The organism is Clostridium sp. HGF2, assembly GCF_964240115.1.
Classification (GTDB): Bacteria; Bacillota_I; Bacilli_A; order Erysipelotrichales; family Erysipelotrichaceae; genus Clostridium_AQ; species Clostridium_AQ innocuum.
This window is the reverse complement of sequence record NZ_CAXSSO010000008.1, coordinates 1-18,376: the sequence shown is the minus strand read 5'-3', so window position 1 is coordinate 18,376 and position 18,376 is coordinate 1. Positions and strand designations below refer to the sequence as shown.

At 43.1% G+C, this 18,376-nt stretch carries 15 protein-coding genes; 2 read left to right on the top strand and 13 right to left on the bottom strand.

Going from position 1 to position 18,376, the window contains the following annotated elements:
* The first annotated feature begins 77 nt into the window (after positions 1-77).
* Together rnjA and ACESPQ_RS13945 are read left to right on the top strand one after the other, a co-directional pair.
* Positions 78-1,916, top strand: coding sequence for a ribonuclease J1 (gene rnjA / locus ACESPQ_RS13950; protein WP_002608816.1), 1,839 nt, complete (start codon positions 78-80; stop codon positions 1,914-1,916).
* 78 nt (positions 1,917-1,994) lie between these two features.
* On the top strand, positions 1,995-2,870 hold the full coding sequence (locus ACESPQ_RS13945) for a metallophosphoesterase (RefSeq protein ID WP_373144499.1): 876 nt from the start codon (positions 1,995-1,997) through the stop codon (positions 2,868-2,870).
* A gap of 366 nt (positions 2,871-3,236) precedes the next feature.
* Here the strand turns inward: ACESPQ_RS13945 and pheT are convergent, their stop codons facing one another.
* The 13 genes from pheT to ACESPQ_RS13880 all read right to left on the bottom strand — a co-directional run bounded on the left by pheT (position 3,237) and on the right by ACESPQ_RS13880 (position 18,065).
* On the bottom strand, positions 3,237-5,639 hold the full coding sequence (gene pheT / locus ACESPQ_RS13940; protein WP_257271361.1) for a phenylalanine--tRNA ligase subunit beta: 2,403 nt from the start codon (positions 5,637-5,639) through the stop codon (positions 3,237-3,239).
* Between the two features lie 12 nt (positions 5,640-5,651).
* A complete protein-coding gene (gene pheS / locus ACESPQ_RS13935; protein ID WP_002608813.1) occupies positions 5,652-6,692 on the bottom strand; it encodes a phenylalanine--tRNA ligase subunit alpha in 1,041 nt (346 codons plus the stop codon).
* 314 nt (positions 6,693-7,006) lie between these two features.
* Positions 7,007-8,062, bottom strand: coding sequence for a type IV pilus twitching motility protein PilT (locus ACESPQ_RS13930; RefSeq protein WP_002608812.1), 1,056 nt, complete (start codon positions 8,060-8,062; stop codon positions 7,007-7,009).
* An 11-nt stretch (positions 8,063-8,073) separates the two neighbouring features.
* Positions 8,074-9,747 (bottom strand): GspE/PulE family protein, encoded by a 1,674-nt coding sequence (locus ACESPQ_RS13925; protein WP_008727692.1) that lies wholly within the window; start codon positions 9,745-9,747, stop codon positions 8,074-8,076.
* A gap of 23 nt (positions 9,748-9,770) precedes the next feature.
* Positions 9,771-11,261: a type II secretion system protein gene (locus ACESPQ_RS13920; protein WP_373144498.1), complete on the bottom strand. Its 1,491-nt coding sequence runs from the start codon at positions 11,259-11,261 to the stop codon at positions 9,771-9,773.
* Between the two features lie 21 nt (positions 11,262-11,282).
* Positions 11,283-12,212 carry a type II secretion system protein gene (locus ACESPQ_RS13915; protein WP_373144497.1) on the bottom strand — a complete coding sequence of 310 codons (930 nt, stop codon included), beginning with the start codon at positions 12,210-12,212 and terminating at the stop codon, positions 11,283-11,285.
* Between the two features lie 17 nt (positions 12,213-12,229).
* Entirely contained in the window at positions 12,230-13,273 is a 1,044-nt protein-coding gene (locus ACESPQ_RS13910) for a hypothetical protein (protein ID WP_002608807.1), read from the bottom strand.
* An 18-nt stretch (positions 13,274-13,291) separates the two neighbouring features.
* Entirely contained in the window at positions 13,292-13,879 is a 588-nt protein-coding gene (locus tag ACESPQ_RS13905) for a hypothetical protein (RefSeq protein WP_109770239.1), read from the bottom strand.
* An 8-nt stretch (positions 13,880-13,887) separates the two neighbouring features.
* Complete coding sequence (locus ACESPQ_RS13900; protein ID WP_257327266.1) at positions 13,888-14,610, bottom strand: hypothetical protein; 723 nt, start codon at positions 14,608-14,610, stop codon at positions 13,888-13,890.
* Positions 14,611-14,635: 25 nt separating this feature from the next.
* On the bottom strand, positions 14,636-15,547 hold the full coding sequence (gene pilM / locus ACESPQ_RS13895; protein WP_002608804.1) for a type IV pilus biogenesis protein PilM: 912 nt from the start codon (positions 15,545-15,547) through the stop codon (positions 14,636-14,638).
* A 12-nt stretch (positions 15,548-15,559) separates the two neighbouring features.
* A complete protein-coding gene (locus tag ACESPQ_RS13890) occupies positions 15,560-16,756 on the bottom strand; it encodes a type II secretion system F family protein (RefSeq protein WP_373144496.1) in 1,197 nt (398 codons plus the stop codon).
* A 24-nt stretch (positions 16,757-16,780) separates the two neighbouring features.
* Complete coding sequence (locus ACESPQ_RS13885) at positions 16,781-17,548, bottom strand: prepilin peptidase (protein ID WP_002608802.1); 768 nt, start codon at positions 17,546-17,548, stop codon at positions 16,781-16,783.
* 73 nt (positions 17,549-17,621) lie between these two features.
* Positions 17,622-18,065, bottom strand: a complete 444-nt coding sequence (locus ACESPQ_RS13880; RefSeq protein WP_002608801.1) for a prepilin-type N-terminal cleavage/methylation domain-containing protein — start codon at positions 18,063-18,065, stop codon at positions 17,622-17,624.
* Positions 18,066-18,376 lie beyond the last annotated feature (311 nt).

Below are 18,376 nucleotides of genomic sequence, written 5' to 3'. Positions count from 1 at the left end.
TTTTTTCAAAGTATGCTATAATAGTAAAAGATATCAGGTGCAGATTCAACTAAGGTATGATAAGAAAGGAGTTATTTATGAATAACAATCATCGAAATAATCGCAACACTGCACCGAGAAACAATCAGGAGAATACAAAGAACAGTTATAATAAAATCAATACGGAACGCGGAGACACTCTCATCTATGCTATGGGAGGACTGGGCGAGGTCGGTAAAAATATGTACTGCTTTGAACACGAGAATGAGATACTGATTATCGATTCTGGTGTTCGTTTTCCTGAGGAAAACCTTCTCGGTGTTGACTATGTCATTCCGGATTACAACTATCTGGTAAAAAATAACCGCAAGCGAAAGGTTCTGATCATCACCCATGGTCACGAGGATCACATCGGCGGGATCCCGTTTTTGTTAAAAAGCGTGGATATTGAGGCAATCTATGCCCCTGCCTTTGCAGTGGCACTGATCAACAAAAAGCTGGAGGAGCGCAGAATGCTGCGCAGTGTGAAAATCATTGAAATCAATGATCGCAGCTCGGTTAAGATGCAGCATTTCACATGCGGCTTCTTCAATACGACACACTCCATTCCCGATTCTCTGGGAATTTTGATCAACACGCCGAACGGACGCATCGTTCATACCGGCGATTTCAAATTTGACCTGACCCCGGTCGGCACCAATTCCGATTATCAGGTCATGGCGTATATGGGACAGATCGGTGTCGATCTGCTGCTGAGCGATTCCACCAATTCCGGTGTGGAGGATTTCTCCATTTCCGAGAAAAAGGTGGCAGCGGAAATTCTCGATACGATGAAAAAAACAAGCGGACGGCTCATCGTCGCAACCTTCGCTTCCAATGTATACCGTGTATCCCAGATTCTGGAGGCTGCAGTTGCCTGCGGAAGAAAGGTGATCATCTTTGGACGAAGCATGGAAAATGTTGTGACGATCGGACGCAAAATGGGTAAAATCAAGGTTGGCGAGCAGCATTTCCTTAGTCCGGATCAGCTGGGACGCACACCGGCAAACAAAACCTGTATTGTATGTACCGGAAGTCAGGGAGAGCCTTTGGCCGCCCTGTCACGGATTGCGAATGGAACTCACCGCTACATCAAGCTGATTCCAGGCGATACGGTTGTCTTTTCCTCCAGTCCGATTCCGGGCAACGGAGCAAGCGTCAATCAGGTGGTCAACAAGCTGTTTCGCGCCGGTGCCAATGTACTGACAAAATCCATCCTGAGCAATCTGCATACAACAGGACATGCCTCTCAGGAGGAACAGAAGCTGATGCTGCAGCTGATCAAGCCGAAATACTTTATGCCGATTCACGGCGAATACAAAATGCTGGTGCAGCATAAGGAAACCGGAAAGGAAACCGGACTGGCGGATGATCACATCTTCACCTGTGCAAACGGTGATGTTCTGATACTGCGCAATCATCAGGTGTTTGAAAGCAGCTGGCGAATTCAGGCGGATGATATATATGTTGACGGCAATGACATCAGCGGTGTATCCACAGCCGTCCTAAAGGACCGAACCATTCTGGCTGACAACGGTCTGGTTGCCGCTATCATTGCGATAGATTCCAAGGAAAACAAGGTGCTGTGCAAGCCGGTCATCGTTTCCCGGGGCTTTGTCTTCATCAAGGATTCACAGGGTCTGCTGCGCGAAGCTGAGCAGATCGTGTATGCGGCTTTAAATGAGAAAATGAAGGAACGCACCACCTTCTCCGAGCTGAAGAACTGTGTGCGCTCGACACTGGAGCCGTTCCTGTATAACAAGACGCATCGTAATCCGATCGTCATCCCTGTCATTATCAATTCCAAGACGGCAATGGCTGCCATGGCACAGGCCAGAGCTGCCAGAGCAACCAAGCGTCCGGCGAAAAAGAAGGAACCGCAGAACGCACAATCCTAGACAGTCAAACGACTGTCTTTTCTTATGGCAATGCACCGCAATTTATGATAGAATAGTAAGGAATATGAGGTGTCGGCAATGGTAAAAAAACTACTTAAAATCGTTTCTGTCCTGATACTTCTTGCTCTGATCGTCGCCGGAGTCTTCTTCTACTCCATCTATATTTCCGTAGACCGTGTGAACCTCTCCTATCAGACGATTTCCTCCAGCAAGATACCGGAAGATATGAACGATTTGAAAATCGCATTCATCAGCGATATCAAATACAATGAATACATGAACAAAGAACGTCTTACGAGTATGATCAGCAAGCTGAATACAACCGGTGCCGATGTTGTGATTTTCGGTGGTGACATGTTCTCCAACCCGCAGACAAAGGCTCCAGATTCTCAGATGAGCAAGGATTTGACAACCATCCTGAAAAGCATCGATGCACCACTTGGCAAGTTCGCCGTTCTCGGTGATGAGGATCTGGCGAATGACAAGACAAAGAAGATCGTTTCTCAGATTTTATATGACAGCGATTTTGAAATTCTGAGTGATACCAGTATACGGCTCAGAAACAAGGGCGATTCTAGCATATCACTGATCGGTTTAAACAATATGCTGAACGGCGATCTGCAGCCGGACAGGGCTATGAAAAAGGTCAGTGAGGACGAATTTAATATTCTGGTGACGCACTGTCCCGATATTGTAAAAACAAGCGGAATCAATACAAAATATCTCAATCTGATCATCGCGGGGCATTCTTTGGGCGGACAGATCTATCTGCCGCTATTAGGACCGCTGCATACCATGGAAGGAGCTGCAACCTATAATCACGGCTCCTATGATATCAATGGTACCAATCTGTATGTATCCAATGGTCTTGGAACCAAGGATATCGACATGCGCCTGCTGGCTCCTCCGCAAATTCTTGTATTCCGTCTCCAGCATGAGTCCGGAAAGAAGTAAAGAGGATGGGAAACAGCCGTCTCAGCATAAACACGCATTTTCTCTATATAATGTAGAGTAAAGGCGTTTTTTTATTTCCTTTACAGGCATATAGAATTGCGGCATGATAGGGATTATATGCGCAATCAAACCGGTACAGCCCTTTTGCATATCAGCTTCATTTATTGCCTTCCTTATAACAGGGAAATCAAAAGAATAAGGCTGTTTCTGTTGTTTCTTTCGCAACCGTTCCATGTTTTTTATGTACGCTGCCATTGGATTCTACATGGCATCCTGATTTCTGAAAGCAGATATAAAAAAAGGATGACATGTGCGAAATGCCTGTCATCTCTTTCTATAAATTATCGGTATTCCTGAAACAGGTGGTTATGCTCGCAGCTGTGCGTGCAGATCCTTCTCCAGTGTTTCCAGAATCCTGTTGTGGATTTCATTGATATCCGCATCCTTCAGCGTACGCTGTGCAGATTGGAAAACAATGCTCAACGCGATAGACTTGCTTCCCTTCTCCACATGTTCTCCGGTGTAAACATCAAACACCTCCACATTCTGGATAATATTCTCTTTCTCCAGCTTGCCGTTTTTCTTAATGCTGCTAATGATATCCGCTACCTTAACATCCTCCTTCACGACAAATGCAAGATCGCGACTGATGGATGGATATTTACTGACCTCAGTGAATTTGACCTTTCCCGGCTTGTTTTTCAACAGAACCTCCAGATTGATTTCCAGAGCGAGTGTTTCCGCAATATCATAGGCCTGTGCCATTCTCGGATGAATCTGACCGACCAGTCCAAGAAGCTCTCTTCCAAGATACACCTCTGCACTGCGATATGGATGGAAATGTACAATATCGGTATGATTTTCCTTAAACACTACACGGCTTCCCTGATAACCGATACTCTCCAGAAGTGCCTCGACCAGTCCCTTCACGGTATAGAAATCCACCTCCATGCGGAATTTCTGCCAGCGGTTTTCCTGCAGAGCACCGCTTGCTGCCACAGCCAGACGTTCCTCCACGTGTCCCAATCCATAGACATTGCTGATTTCAAACAATGCAATATCCTTGATGGAACGCGCCTGATTATAAGCCACACACTCCAGCAGACTCGGCAGAATGGAATCCCGTACATATTTGTGATCCTCACTCATCGGAGCTGCCAGCTCGACAATGTCCTTGTGCGGCATGACTGCATCCTCGATTTCCTTTTTACCAACCAGAGAATAGGTAACCGCTTCATTGTAGCCCAGATCAGAAAGCATATTTCTGTATTTTCTGCGCAGCTGCTGGCGTCTGTTCAGCGCTCCGACAGTGGAAGGCATCTTCGGCATTGTACTTGGCAGACGGTCATATCCCAGAATGCGGATGATTTCCTCTGCGATATCGGCCTCGATTGCCAGATCCATTCGATAGCTTGGGATTTTCACATGAATATCCGAATTGTTAACAGACGGCTCCAGATGCAGATCATCCAGTACCTTCATAACCTCTTCCTGCTGGAAATCCGTGCCAAGTAGAACATTGATGCGATCCAGATTCACATCAAATTCCAACGGTGTATAGCCGTTGCTGCCATACTGCTTGGTTTCTTCCAATCCACTTGCATCTGCATATTCAATCAGCAGCTGCACTGCACGATCCACAGCCTTGAAGGTAGCCATCGGCTCGATCCCCTTCTGATAGCGGACACTGGCATCCGTGCCAAGATTCAAACGGCGGCTGGTGTTTCGGATGGATACGTGATGGAAGATTGCTGCCTCGATAATGATTCCCTTTGTCGTTTCCTCAATCTTGGAATCATCACCTCCCATGATACCGGCAATACCGATTGGTTTCCCCTCTGTCGTAATGACGATATCATCCTCTTCAATGTGATAGCTTTCTCCATCCAGTGCTGTGTAATCAAACCGCTGCTGATCCTTCACTGTGATTTCCTGTGCCGGAATAGCATCAAGATCATAGAAATGCAGCGGCTGCCCTGTTTCCAGCATAACAATATTACTGATATCAACAACATTGTTGATTGACTTCATTCCGGCTGCCATCAACAGCTCCTGCATCCATTTCGGTGAAGGCTTAATGGTTACGGAATTGATGACCTTTCCCAAAAAGAGCGGACATTTCTCTGTTTCACTGCGAACGATCAGCCTGCTTGCTTCCCCTACATTGGCAGCACCCTCTACATATGGGATATTCACTTCCTTATGCAGAATCGCACCTGTTTCCAGTGCCATGGACCACGCAGCCATACAGTCATTTCGATTCGGTGTTAATCCCACATCCAGAATTTCATCATCCAGAGCGAGGTAGCCCAGCGGATTTTCATTCCCCACCGGTGCATCCTCATCCAGCACCTCAATGCCGTTTTTGCTTTCCTCACTCAGCTGATGCGGATCAACGCCCAGCTCCAGCAGGGAACAGATCATTCCATTGGACTCCTGTCCACGGATAACACCTGCCTTGATGTCACCACCCAGAAGCTTCGCTCCGACACGAGCCACAATTACCTTTTGTCCGGCTGCCACATTTGGCGCACCGCATACGATTTGTTCAATTTTATCTCCAAGGTCAACCTGGCATACATGCAGATGATCGGAATCCGGATGATCCTCACAGCTTATCACCTTACCGATGACCAGATTGCTTCCCTGACTCATTTTTTCAATGCCCTCTACCTCAAGACCGGCAGACGTTATTTTATCCGCAATTTCCTCTATGCTCATATCGGATAAGTCCATATACTGGCTTAGCCATTTCTTACTTATTTTCATGTCAGCGTCCTCCTACTCAAACCGGTTGAATGTCTTCAAGAAACGAATGTCATTGGTATAGAAATTACGGATATCCGTAATTCCGTATTTCAGCATTGCCACTCGTTCAATTCCGATACCGAAAGCAAAACCGCTCAGCTTTTCCGCATCATATCCTGCCATGGAAAGAACATTCGGATGTACCATGCCGGCACCCAGAATTTCAATCCAGCCGGTTCCCTTGCAGACCGGACAGCCCTTGCCACCACATACATGACAGCTGACATCAACCTCCACACTTGGTTCTGTAAACTGGAAATAGCTTGGACGGAACCGTATCACACGTTCTTCCCCAAACATCTTCTGTGCCAGAAACTGCAGCGTCCCCTTTAAATCGGACAGCGTGATGTGTTCACCGACAACCAGCCCCTCACACTGCATAAACTGATGGGAATGGGTTGCATCGTCATCGTCACGGCGATATACCTTCCCGGGACAGATGACCTTGATCAGCTCCTTGCCCTCCTGAGCAAATTTTTCAAGCTGTCTTGTCTGTATTGCCGTGGTATGTGTACGCAGAAGCTCTTCCGCATTTATGTAAAAGGTATCCTGCATATCCCGGGCCGGGTGATCCTTTGGTATGTTGGCACGCTCAAAGTTATAGAGATCCATCTCTACTTCCGGGCCTTCCTCTACCGTGTAGCCCAGACCGATGAATAAATCCTCCATTTCCTGCTGTACGATCATCAGCGGATGTGCATTGCCCAGATTCGGCTTCTGGCCGGACAGGGTGATATCAATTTTTTCTTCCGCAATCCTCTTTTCCATTTCTGCGACTTCCAAAACTGCCCTGCGTTCTTCAATCGCATTCGCAAACAGGGTCTTAACCTCATTTACCTGTTGACCAAATGCCGGGCGCTCCTCCTTCGGCAAATCCTTCATGGATTTCATCACTTCCTGAATCGGCCCTTTTTTACCAAGATACAGCACACGCAGCTGCTGCAGCTGGGCAAGGTCCTCACATGCTTCGATTTGGGAAAGACCTTCTTCTTTGATACTCGTTAGCTTTTCCATATTCAACTTCCTTTCTGCTTATAAAAAAAGCCACAAGACACAGGAACCCTTGCGGGCGGTACCATCCTGTTTCGTCATGCGACACACTTACTTTCTGTCATGGATAACCGTCATGGAACGGGGGTGTATTAAACCCACTCACAGGTGAATTCATAAGGTCCTGCAGTGTGCCGACTCTCAGTGCGTCATCAGCTCTCCCTGTCCTGCGGTGTCCAAATTACTACTCCTGCTCAACGTTTTCTTTTATTATTATACAGAACTTGCACGTTGTTTACAAGTCTGATTTTTATTTTGTGCACTGCTGAAACCGGATTCTATTGCAGATACTGCTTCAGCTCCTGCGGATCATCGCTGTATTTCTCTGCCACTTCCCTTGTCACCATGCCGTTTCGCACCAGACGTGCCAAAGCAAAGTTCAAAGACTGCATTCCCTCACGCATCCCTGTCTGTATAATGGAATTGATCTGATGGACCTTATTCTCTCGAATCATGCTGCTGATCGCATCTGTTCCAATCATAACCTCCAGCGCGGCAATTCGTCCGCTGCCATCACGTTTTGGAAGCAGCTGCTGCGTAATTACAGCTTTCAGTATACCGGAAACCTGCATACGGATCTGCTCCTGACGGTGAGGTGGAAATACGTCGATGATACGGTCAATTGTCTTTGCTGCCCCGATGGTGTGCAGAGTGGAAAACACCAGGTGTCCGGTCTCTGCCAGTGTAACGACAGCTGCAATTGTTTCATAGTCACGCATCTCTCCCACCAGAATGACATCCGGATCCTCACGCATGGCACTGCGAAGCGCTGTATCAAAGCTGTCCACATCCCGACCGATTTCCCGTTGATGAATAAGCGCCTGCTTACGCTGATACACGTATTCCACCGGATCCTCAATCGTAAGTATATGACAGTTTCTGCGTTCATTGATATAGTCCATAACAGCTGCCAGCGTCGTGGATTTACCACTGCCGGTAGGTCCGGTCACCAGTACAAGACCGCGCGGCTCCATAGCGAGCTGCTTCAAAATATCCGGCATCAGCAGCTCATCCAGTGTCAGAATCGTATTATTGATGATACGAATCGCTGCACAGAGCTTATCCTGCTGGCGGTATACATTCACTCTCTGCCGGTTCTCTCCCTTGCTGACATAGGTAAAGTCCAGATCCTTCCCCTGTTTAAAATCCTCCATCAACCGCTCATCCACCATAGAAAGGATCATCTCTGTCGTCTGTGTATCCTTGATGAATGCGGGATATTCCCGCAGCACGCCATTTGCCCGAATCATGGCGGGACCACCGACATTCAAATGGATATCACTGCAGCTATGCTCTCTGGCATAGGCAATCATACCTTCCAGTAAATCGTTCATAAACAGACCTCCTAATCGCTGTAAGCCGTAATCTTATACAGTTCATCCATCGTTGTCTGTCCATTGATTACAAGCTCCACAGCCTCATCCTTCAGGGTATGCAGCTGCTGTGATTTCTTCACATAGGCATAGATATCATCAATATCTCTGTGAGAAGAAATCATTCTCCGCATTTCCTTATCTATCAGTATGATTTCATGCACAGCCGTTCTTCCCTTGTAGCCTGTCTGGTTACAATGATGACAGCCTGCACCGCGATATACATATTCTATTTCTTTTCCCAGCACCTGACGTTCCAGCTCTGTCGCCTTCAGCTTTTCTCTGCAATGCGGACAAATCGTACGCACCAGTCGCTGTGAAACACTTCCAACCAGTGAATTCGCAATCAGATATGGTTCAATTCCCATATCCTCCAGACGGACAATCGAGCTGATTGCATCATTGGTATGCAGAGAGCTCAATACCAGATGTCCGGTAATGGCAGCTCGTACAGAAATGGATGCCGTCTCCGCATCACGTGTTTCACCGACCAGAATAATATCCGGATCCTGCCGCAGCAATGCCCGCAGTCCGCGCTCAAAGGTCAGTCCCGCCATGGTATTGATCTGCATCTGATTCACGCGTTCGATATTCTTCTCCACGGGATCCTCAATGGTTGCTATATTCACCTGCCGTTTTGCCAGCGTTTCCAAAATCATATACAGTGTTGTTGTTTTACCGCTTCCGGTAGGTCCTGTAATATAGATGATTCCATGCGGCATCTCCATCATACGACACATTTTCGCATAATTATCCGCATTCATGCCGTACTGCTTTTCATTCAGAATCGGCGTATTGCTGTTCAGAAAACGCAGAACAGCTTTTTCACCATATACAGTTGGAATCACAGAGACACGAAGGTTCATACGAATTCCCTCAATCGTGGTTAGAAAGTGTCCATCCTGAGGAACACGCTTTTCAGCAATATCCATATTGCTTACAATTTTGATTCGGACAATCAGCGACTGGTGCAGATTTTTCGCAAGCTGCACATAATCCACGATCATACCGTCAATACGCATACGAACCATTGTCTTATCCTCAAACGGCTCTATGTGTATATCACTGGCATTGGCATTGTAGCCTCTTGTCAGAAGACTGTTGAACAGCTTAACAACCGGTGTGTCATCCTCCTCCGAGTTATAAAGCTCGGTATCATCGAATTCAAAGGATACAACGTTTTCATTTGCCACATTGGCTGCTTCTCTGGCTTTGATTTCCGCATAGTAGTAATCAATGGCACGGTCGATTGCCGCCTTTTCACACAGACATACGGAAATATTCATGCCGGTCACCAGACGTACATCCTCGATTCCGTAGAAATTCAAAGGATCACTTGTTACTACCGTCAGGCGCCCGTTGTTTTCGCTGATGGCAATCAAATTATATTTCTGCGCCAGTGCTTTCGGTATCTTCGCAACAGCATCTACTTCGATTTTTTCTTCGTTCAAATCAACCATCGGCTCATTCAGTTTATCACTCAGTGCCTTCAGCATCTGATTCTCACTGATAAAGCCTAAATCAATCAAATGCTGTCCAAGCCGTTTGGAACGATCCTTTTTCTGTTCTGCAAGTGCCCTCTGCAGCTGTTCTTCATTGATATAACCGTAATCCTTCAGCACTTCACCTATTGGTATATTTTTCATATTTTCTACACATCCTTTTTAAATTAACTATATGTCTGACAAGTCACAGATATATTAGTATTTCCAAGCAACTCTTCAATACTTTCAAAACCTTTGGACCATCCAGCATTTATAGTAGAAGGATTCCAAACACCATCTATTCGTTGAAGAGCTTGATAAAATAACTTTTTTCCATTCACGGTGTATGAAACTATATCTCCTTTAAAATATGTTCCATTCATATTCCAAGCTTCATCAATTTTCTTCCAATAATTTCTGGCAACGCCTCCTGGAGCCCAAGCGTTATCTTCTTGAGCATTAGGCTGTAAAGGTGATGAATATACATAACGATACCACTGACCTGGATTCATTGGGTCTTCTACATAATCTCCAGGCTCAATTACCTGCCCAACATTCCATTGTTTTTCTGGTGCATCGCATCTTGCTTTCTCTCCCCCGACAGTCCAATCGCCTTCATCTTTATTATCTATATCACAAAAATCTTTACTCTTATGTTCTTCTATAATCTCATTCAATTCCGCCGTATTTAACCTATGCCATTTCTGCTTATCGTTATCCGGTGACTCCACGCTATTATGAATCTGCACTGTTGCTTGATAATATGTGTTTGTGATTTGGTATATAACAACATCCCCTGCTTCATAGCTGGCACCCTTCACCCAATATGGAGGATTTACCGGCTTCCATGCATTTCCATGATTCGTCAAGGGATCATTTCCATTTCTAACATCCTTTACTGCACGATATGTCATACCCAGATAATCAACAAATTCCCCTTTTTTATAATCATGATTTGCAAGCCATGTTCCCTTATTGTTCCCTGCCTCATTCGGCTTGGTAATGGAAGCATCTCTACACATCAGCTCATCGTATACGGTACCTTCAAATACAGGATCATCATAATCGATATCCGGATATTGATAATCCGGATCATCCACGATCTTCAATGCCCCATTTATTTTATAATAGATTTTATAGCCTGCTTCTGCCTGATCGTGATCTGAAATATCCACCTGTTTTCCTTTTATTCCTGCATTAGCAATAGCTTCTCCTTTTTTATCCTTTGCTTTAATATTCACCAGTTCCAGCGTAGAAGCTGTTTTATAAACCTGCTTCTCATTATCAGTAAACGCGAAAGATAAATCCAAACAATAATTATCACTATAGCATTTTGCAGTGATTTTCAAATTCCTTCCTCTATAAAAATCAGCATTGTATACTGCCGTATCATCCTTCATCAGGCGATTATCGTCATTTACTGAAATCCAATGCCAGTCATCAGATTTATCCGGTTTCTGCGTGGCAATCTGTACTTCACTGGCATAAACCAATTGCCCCCTTACATAGGATGAAATAGCATCCACAGCCTGCTTCTCATAATTGCTTTGTGCCGTACGATTAAAATACCCCATACTATTCAAAAGCAGACCACCCGCAATTACCATTAAAATGGAGGACAGCAGCAGAACTACAATTACTTCAATCAACGTCATTCCCTTTTTATTCAAGTGCATACCTGCCGCCTCCTTCCATCATCAGCTTACACTCTTCCACATAGAATCTGTATTCGTATTATATTCTGCATCGATATCCAATACTTTCCATCCATTTTTCGGATTCTTAACAATGTCTTTCATATCTGTCCAAGATTTGATATAGCCATTATTTTTCACATCATACAGCACTTTTCCATCTGAAGAGGAAAAAACAACCTTGATTCTATAAGTGTCCTGATCACAATAATACCAGCGTTCATTATCATAATCATAAATCATATAAAGATAATCATCGAAATCTATATCTGTATCTACTAATTCATTCCTTGGATTTAACATGATTATAAGACCACCATGGTCGTGCTGTAAATCGCCTTTTTTTATCTCCCATGGATAATATGGAAAGACGTAAACATCCTGTGCTCCAAGCTTTGAGCGATAACTTCCCGGAAGAAGCTCTTTTGGAAACTGTATCCAATTAGATGACATCAGAATATGCACATTTTTCAAAGAAGCGTTATAGGAGTCCCCGTTTTCCATTTCTTCATGTGCTTCTCTTGCTTTCTTAATTGACTTATAAAATTCATCAAGATTTGATTTAAATTCTTTATAAACGGAAGTATTCTTTACTTTTTCCTGATTACCCGGTTCTTCCAGTGTCTTTAGATGTACTCTGTCATCGTCCTTTACATTCAGTATTGCTATATTTCTAGCGACAGGTACACTTACACGATCAGATGAAATCGTATAGGTTACTTTATCTGTATCTATTTGAATATTATCTCGCACATCATTGTTCATTGTTTCTTCTGCATAAGAAAGAAGCATATCACTGTTGTTTTTAATTGTGCTTGAATTCCCCATAATTTTTAATACTGCAGAAAATCCTCCAAATAGCGTTAAACTGGCTATGGAAAGAATCGCTAGAGCTGCAATCATTTCAATTAAAGTCATACCCCTTTTATTCATTTCCATCACCTCTATCTTTAATCAACACATCGTTCCGGTATAAAATACTTCTTTTTAAACGCTTCCCATTTAAGCAATTCATTTTCAGGTTCTTTACCATCTACCAGCTCACCTAAAATTTTAAGCGGTATAATTTTATTGCCATTGAGTTCCGTTACATCATACCAATGCCCATCCTCAACATTAAATATCATAGAAGCTTCCCAATCGCCATTATTCATAGTGCTTTTTTCATTCGCATATACAAATGACAATTTCTTGCCATCCGAGCAATAGGTTTTCATATAAAATGTTTTACCCTCAAATTTTTCCGGAAAATTTGATGCTGCACTATTATCGAATTTCGGTATGCTGCTGTTATAAACACCTGTGTAAAGATATTCTCTCATACGATCGTTGCTATAATATCCATTGTTGGCATATTTTTCCCATGTTTCTCCATACTCTGCAATCATTCTTTCATATATTTCAGCATCGCTTTTCACATATTCCTGCATGACTTTATTACCTGTGCACGCTGCTTCATATAAAGGTGTTAAATGCGACATCATAATCTTCGCATTCTTGATATTGATATTTTCCTGTACCTCAGCACCCTGTCCTTTATAGTATTTTAACAACTGCCATTTTTTCAAATCTCCGGTTCTTCCCAGCTGCATATCGGCATTCACAGTCTCTGTCTGCTCTGCATAATCCACAGTAACCGATATCGTAATTTTGCCACGTATATCTTTATCCTTATCCACCGCAACACGGGAAATTTTCGCTTCCGTCACCTTTCCGATATTGGACGCTTCCGGAATATCTATATTCAATGGTGTTGACTGGTTTTCCTCTTCTGGTATCATAGCGATATAATCACTGTTGTCCAGCTCGATTTTCTCTACAATATTCTGAATAACACCCTTTGCGGTCAGATAAGCCTGGCGCTTGCTGTTATTGTTTACACTTCTGTTATAGTAAGAATATGAAATACCCAGTGCAGCTGCAACGGTTATCATCAAAACCATGATGACAGTGATGGCCCACAGCAAAGCCGATCCCTTCTGATTTCTTCTCATATTCTCACCTCTCTATCTCTATATCATGAACAGCTTAAATGTAATCGTTGTTGTTTTTTCATCATCCTCTTCCGAATATGTAATACCGGATACTTTTAATGACTTTGTCGTTCTCACATCATCTACAAGTGTCTGAACATCCGTAATTGCACCGGACACACTCAGATTCACATTATAAACCTTCAGTTTTCCATCCTTGTTCTTGGAGGAAGAGCCTTTTTTCTGCTGCAGCTGATATTCGGTATAGCTCAGAATGTCTTCCTGATCAGCCTCGGCGATACTCAGGCTGACAGGCGTCAGTCCATGCTCAATCGTCATGGAGGTGATAAGATTATCAACATCTTCCTTATTCATTTCTTCATAAAATTTATTCTTGATATTCTTTAGCTCCTCCGAAGTCTCCTTCAGCTGCTTATCCAAATCACCATAGTCAATCATCGATGCCTTCGCTGACTGCAGCTCCAGCTGGGCAGTATCATATTCCGCCTTCAGTGTGTTATGCTTTTCCAATGCCGGCAATAGCATCCAGAACAGCCCTCCGGCAAAAACAACAATACACAATAATACATACAGCAATATTTTTTCTCTCTTCGTTAATGTCTGCATACTTTCACCTACTTCAGTTTACAAAGGACCGTAGCCGAATATACTGTCGTTGTCTGCTTATCCGCCTGTGTATTCGATTCATTTGTCTTATTCAATAAATCCAGCAGCTGCTGTGCTGCGGATTCTGTATCTGTTTTTGTATCCGTATTCTTTTCTGTATTATCTTTTACATTTTCTGCAGCTTTTTCATTTGCTTCCGCAGTCTTTGTTGTCTTCTCTGTTTGCGCATATCCTGCATAATCAACGGTTTCAAAGGTCTTACTCTTTTTCAGTCTTCTGACAAACTGCTCCGTATCCTCCGCTGTAAGCGATTCCACCTGTAATGTCACCACCTGTGTTTCTCTTTGATAAGATAATGATACAATGGAAGTATTCACATCGGAAGCAATCAATATCTGATCGAATGTATTCTGACTCAGCTGCGGATAAGACTGAATGTCCTTATGCAGCGTCTTATACTTTTCTACATCATTCATCGCCTTTTGCAAGGACTGGTATTTCTCTAAATTGGGATCCTCTGCAATCTGCTTCTGCACCTGCTTCAATTCTGCTTTTGCTGCTGCAATATCAGAGTCCAATGCATGGTTCTGATAGGTCACAATACCAAACCAGGATATCAAGATAACAGCTGCACTGATGGGAAACACCAAATATTTCAAGGTGCCGACATATGGAGAGGCTTCTTTTTTCTGTTTATAGACCTTCAGTAAATCAATATCTTTATTTTTCAATCCATTTTGAAACATCTCCTGCACCTCACTTTCTGATCAGACACCCTACGGGGAACACATAATCATGCAAATGGAAATCCTTATAGTGATCCCCGGTTACATAGACAATCTTGGAATCCGGAAATTGTTCCGCCTGCAAATTCAGATTGCTACGTATACTTTCAAAAACCATCAGCTCCTCCGCATCATCCAGACCGCAGAAATATGCTCTCTCAATAGGGTACGGACTCTGCTTGGATTTGCTGAACTGGATCAGCTGGGATATATTACTGTTCATTTCAGAAATAAAAGCCTGCGTTCCCCGCTCTGAGAACAGCCTTGTTCTGTTAGAAAAGGTATAGTGGTTTTTCTCAAACAGATAAGAGGATACATTATTACCGTCCAGAACCGATACAATATAGGTTTTTCCATTCAAATCTGCCAGCTCCTGCGTTAGCTTATGCAAGGCATTAATGGAGATATCAACACTTTTCAGCCTGATACCTGTGGCATCAAACAGTTCAATATAGCTGGTAAGCAATTTTCTTTCAACAGCACAGCATAAAATCTCTCCGCCCTTTTTCTCTTCCTCTTCAAACGATGACTGCAATACACTGTAATCGTAAATCAGATCCTCATAGCTGCCATCAATATCAGCTAATTCATCCTTTGCGACCTTCAGCAGCTCCTTTTTTGAAAGCTGGGGAACCCGTATGTTTTTCACAAGAATCTGCCCGCTGTCGATTACAAGCCGGGCTTCCTTTAAGCCGTTTTCCTGCAGCTCCTTCAAAATGTCAAGGATGGAGGAGTCATCGGTAATCACACCATTGATCATTGCGCCTTCTTCCAGAGGATATTCATGAAAGGCTTCTACCTTTACCATATCTTTTTTATCACATGACCCGTAAATCATCTGTACGGCATGTGATGATATAAATAATACATATTCTTTTGCCATAAGCTTCTCCCTTTACTTTAGACTCGTTGGATTTTGATACATCTGATAGATTGGCAGCAATACCGCCAGCATGACACACAATACGATCAATGCCAGAATTATAATCATTACCGGCTCCAATAGTGTGACCATACGCTGAGATGCAGCCTCGGATTCATAATCAAAATCATCTGCCAGAGATGTCAGCATTGTTTCCAGACGTCCGCTTTCTTCTCCAATGTAAATGGAGCTTGCGAGCTTTGGATCAAAGCCGTCAATTTTCTGTATGCTCTGTGACAGTGAGGTTCCGTTTCTCACCATATTCACGACTCCGTCAAACTGAGATTCTATATACTTATTCCCGATCGTATTGCGTATGATCTGCATACCGTTGATGATGGAAATACCACTTGTATAAAGCGAGCACATATTTCTGGCAAAGCGCGCTGTATAAATGATACACAGCAGCTTACCGATTTTCGGAACATTCAGCTTCAGTTTATCAAACCGATACCGAACCTTCTCTATGCGAAGCAGCGTTGTGATGAACGCAAATATACATAAGATGCCAATCAGAAGCCAGTACCAATAATGTATCATAATCTGCGAAAGACCATTTACAATTTTCGTAATCAACGGAAGCTCCATTCCTTCAAACACACTCGAGAAGCTTGGAATAATCCAAGTAAATACAACAATGATAACAAAAACGGTTACACAAAACAGAATAATCGGATAAATCATGGCATTGCGTATCTTTCGCTTGATATGATCATCCTTCTCATACTGCAAAGCCATCGTCATAGCAACCTTTTCCATCTGTCCGCTGCTTTCTCCGGTTCGATACATATTGATCATAAGCTCCGGAAACGCCTTTCCTTCAGATTCCATAGCCATTGACAGTGTCTGTCCCTGCTGCAGCTTACGGTACATATCCGTATAAATACTTTTGATTTTCGGTTTGCTTTCTCGTTGTACAAGAATAGACATTGCACGTATCAGACTGACACCGGAGCCAATCATCGCTCCCAGCTGTCGAGAGAAATCAGACAGCTCCTTCAGAGTCAGTTTATATGTATTCTGCTGTGTGTTTGTCACATCCTTACAGTCAATCAGATACTGATCCCTGGAACGCAGAAAAGCAGCAAGCTCACTCCTGCTGTTCACTTCCATTTTTCCGGTTATCCTTTTGGCATTTATATCCTTCGCCGTATATTTATAAACCGCCATATCTGTATTCCCTCCAAGCCTGTTTTATAATCCAAATAACGATAGATACCTCTGTATCAGAGTTTCACCATAAAGTAATGATATCATAATCCCTGCACACAGATACGGTCCAAAGGCAATATGCGCTCCCTTTTGTGTTTTTCTTGACAAAAGCAGATATACTGCATAGCTTCCTCCTATCAGTACGGAGATAAAAAACGCAAGGAGTGTCAGCTTCCATCCCAGCAGAAAGCCGGCTACAGCAATCAGCTTGATATCCCCGCCGCCAAAGCAGTCCGGAATCAGAAGCGTCAACAGATACATCGGAAGACTGACAATGAAAAAGCCGATAGCTCTTGTCATTAACGCTGTTTCCGGATGCAATACTGTGAAAATGCCAACAGGAACAATTAAAGATATAATTAAACCATTTGGTATTGTCATAGTATCAAAATCAATCATGGTGATTGTGAAAAGAATCATGAATACTGCAAACACAAGAACAGTATCCCAGGAAAACCCATAGGTATAAAAGCAAAACATCCCGATACAGCCTCCAAGAAACTCCAGTACAGTTTCACGTGCTGAAATCTTATTACCACAGTATCGGCATTTCCCTTTCAGAAACAGATAGCTGAACACCGGGAATAAATCATACCACTGCAGCTGATGATGACATGAAGGACAGAAGGATCTCCCCTTTACAAAGGATAAGCCCTGAGGAAGTCTCCATATTACCACGTTCAAAAAACTAGTGATACAAATTCCAATAAGGAATGCATATAGATATAGCAGTAATAGTAAAGAGTCCATTTACTCACCATCCTTCTTTAATTAAAAGTGTAAATATAAAGCCTCTTGGAAGAGGCTTTATATTTAATCAAATCTATTGGTTTTTCTTAATTTCTGTTTGCGTTGCTGTGTACGTATCATCAGATCCTTCAACTTGAATCTCACACTTATCTATCTTCTTTTCTGTCAGCGTGCATGTAATCGACTTAACAGCACCTTCCGGATATTTAGCATCGCCGTCATCACCGGTTTTAGAAAGACCTAATTCACCATTAATGGCATCAACATTATTAACTTTTGTTGTCAAATCATCATTAGAAATACCTGGATTTTCACCAATCTGGCTTGTGGCATAAGACTGAGCTGCAACATAACCTGCTCTTACCTGAGACTGCACCTTCGTATCTGCTGCCTCATTGATATACTTCATAACAGCCGGTACTGCCAGCGCCATCAGGATACCGATGATTACCAGAACCACGATGATCTCAACCAGCGTAAATCCCTTCTTGTTCTTCTTCAATTTCTTAACATTCATTTTTCTCTTCTCCTTTTTTCAGCAGGCAATGCTTCACAAGTTATACTTTATGAAACAGGTAATTTTCATAATCAGCTGTTCTCTATGCAGGATATGCAGAAAACTCCATTCTCACCTGTGAATTATGCTAATTCCCCATTCCATAATAGTTCAGGTTCATAGACATTTAAGGTATGAAAAGTCAGCCAAATTTCCACAAAAGCCCTTCTGCATTGCCAAAATCTTAACGTTTATATTATAACATAGAAAAAACAGGGAAAGTTTTTTTTGTCATATTTTTATATTATTTTTCAGCTATAAGCATTCAAACT

Excerpts from the sequence above, each read along its gene's own strand:
- rnjA (WP_002608816.1), top strand. The coding sequence starts at position 78 with ATGAATAACAATCATCGAAATAATCGCAACACTGCACCGAGAAACAAT.
- ACESPQ_RS13945 (WP_373144499.1), top strand. The coding sequence starts at position 1,995 with ATGGTAAAAAAACTACTTAAAATCGTTTCTGTCCTGATACTTCTTGCT.
- pheT (WP_257271361.1), bottom strand. The coding sequence starts at position 5,639 with ATGAAAATAAGTAAGAAATGGCTAAGCCAGTATATGGACTTATCCGAT.
- pheS (WP_002608813.1), bottom strand. The coding sequence starts at position 6,692 with ATGGAAAAGCTAACGAGTATCAAAGAAGAAGGTCTTTCCCAAATCGAA.
- ACESPQ_RS13930 (WP_002608812.1), bottom strand. The coding sequence starts at position 8,062 with ATGAACGATTTACTGGAAGGTATGATTGCCTATGCCAGAGAGCATAGC.
- ACESPQ_RS13925 (WP_008727692.1), bottom strand. The coding sequence starts at position 9,747 with ATGAAAAATATACCAATAGGTGAAGTGCTGAAGGATTACGGTTATATC.
- ACESPQ_RS13920 (WP_373144498.1), bottom strand. The coding sequence starts at position 11,261 with ATGCACTTGAATAAAAAGGGAATGACGTTGATTGAAGTAATTGTAGTT.
- ACESPQ_RS13915 (WP_373144497.1), bottom strand. The coding sequence starts at position 12,212 with ATGAATAAAAGGGGTATGACTTTAATTGAAATGATTGCAGCTCTAGCG.
- ACESPQ_RS13910 (WP_002608807.1), bottom strand. The coding sequence starts at position 13,273 with ATGAGAAGAAATCAGAAGGGATCGGCTTTGCTGTGGGCCATCACTGTC.
- ACESPQ_RS13905 (WP_109770239.1), bottom strand. The coding sequence starts at position 13,879 with ATGCAGACATTAACGAAGAGAGAAAAAATATTGCTGTATGTATTATTG.
- pilM (WP_002608804.1), bottom strand. The coding sequence starts at position 15,547 with ATGGCAAAAGAATATGTATTATTTATATCATCACATGCCGTACAGATG.
- ACESPQ_RS13890 (WP_373144496.1), bottom strand. The coding sequence starts at position 16,756 with ATGGCGGTTTATAAATATACGGCGAAGGATATAAATGCCAAAAGGATA.
- ACESPQ_RS13885 (WP_002608802.1), bottom strand. The coding sequence starts at position 17,548 with ATGGACTCTTTACTATTACTGCTATATCTATATGCATTCCTTATTGGA.
- ACESPQ_RS13880 (WP_002608801.1), bottom strand. The coding sequence starts at position 18,065 with ATGAATGTTAAGAAATTGAAGAAGAACAAGAAGGGATTTACGCTGGTT.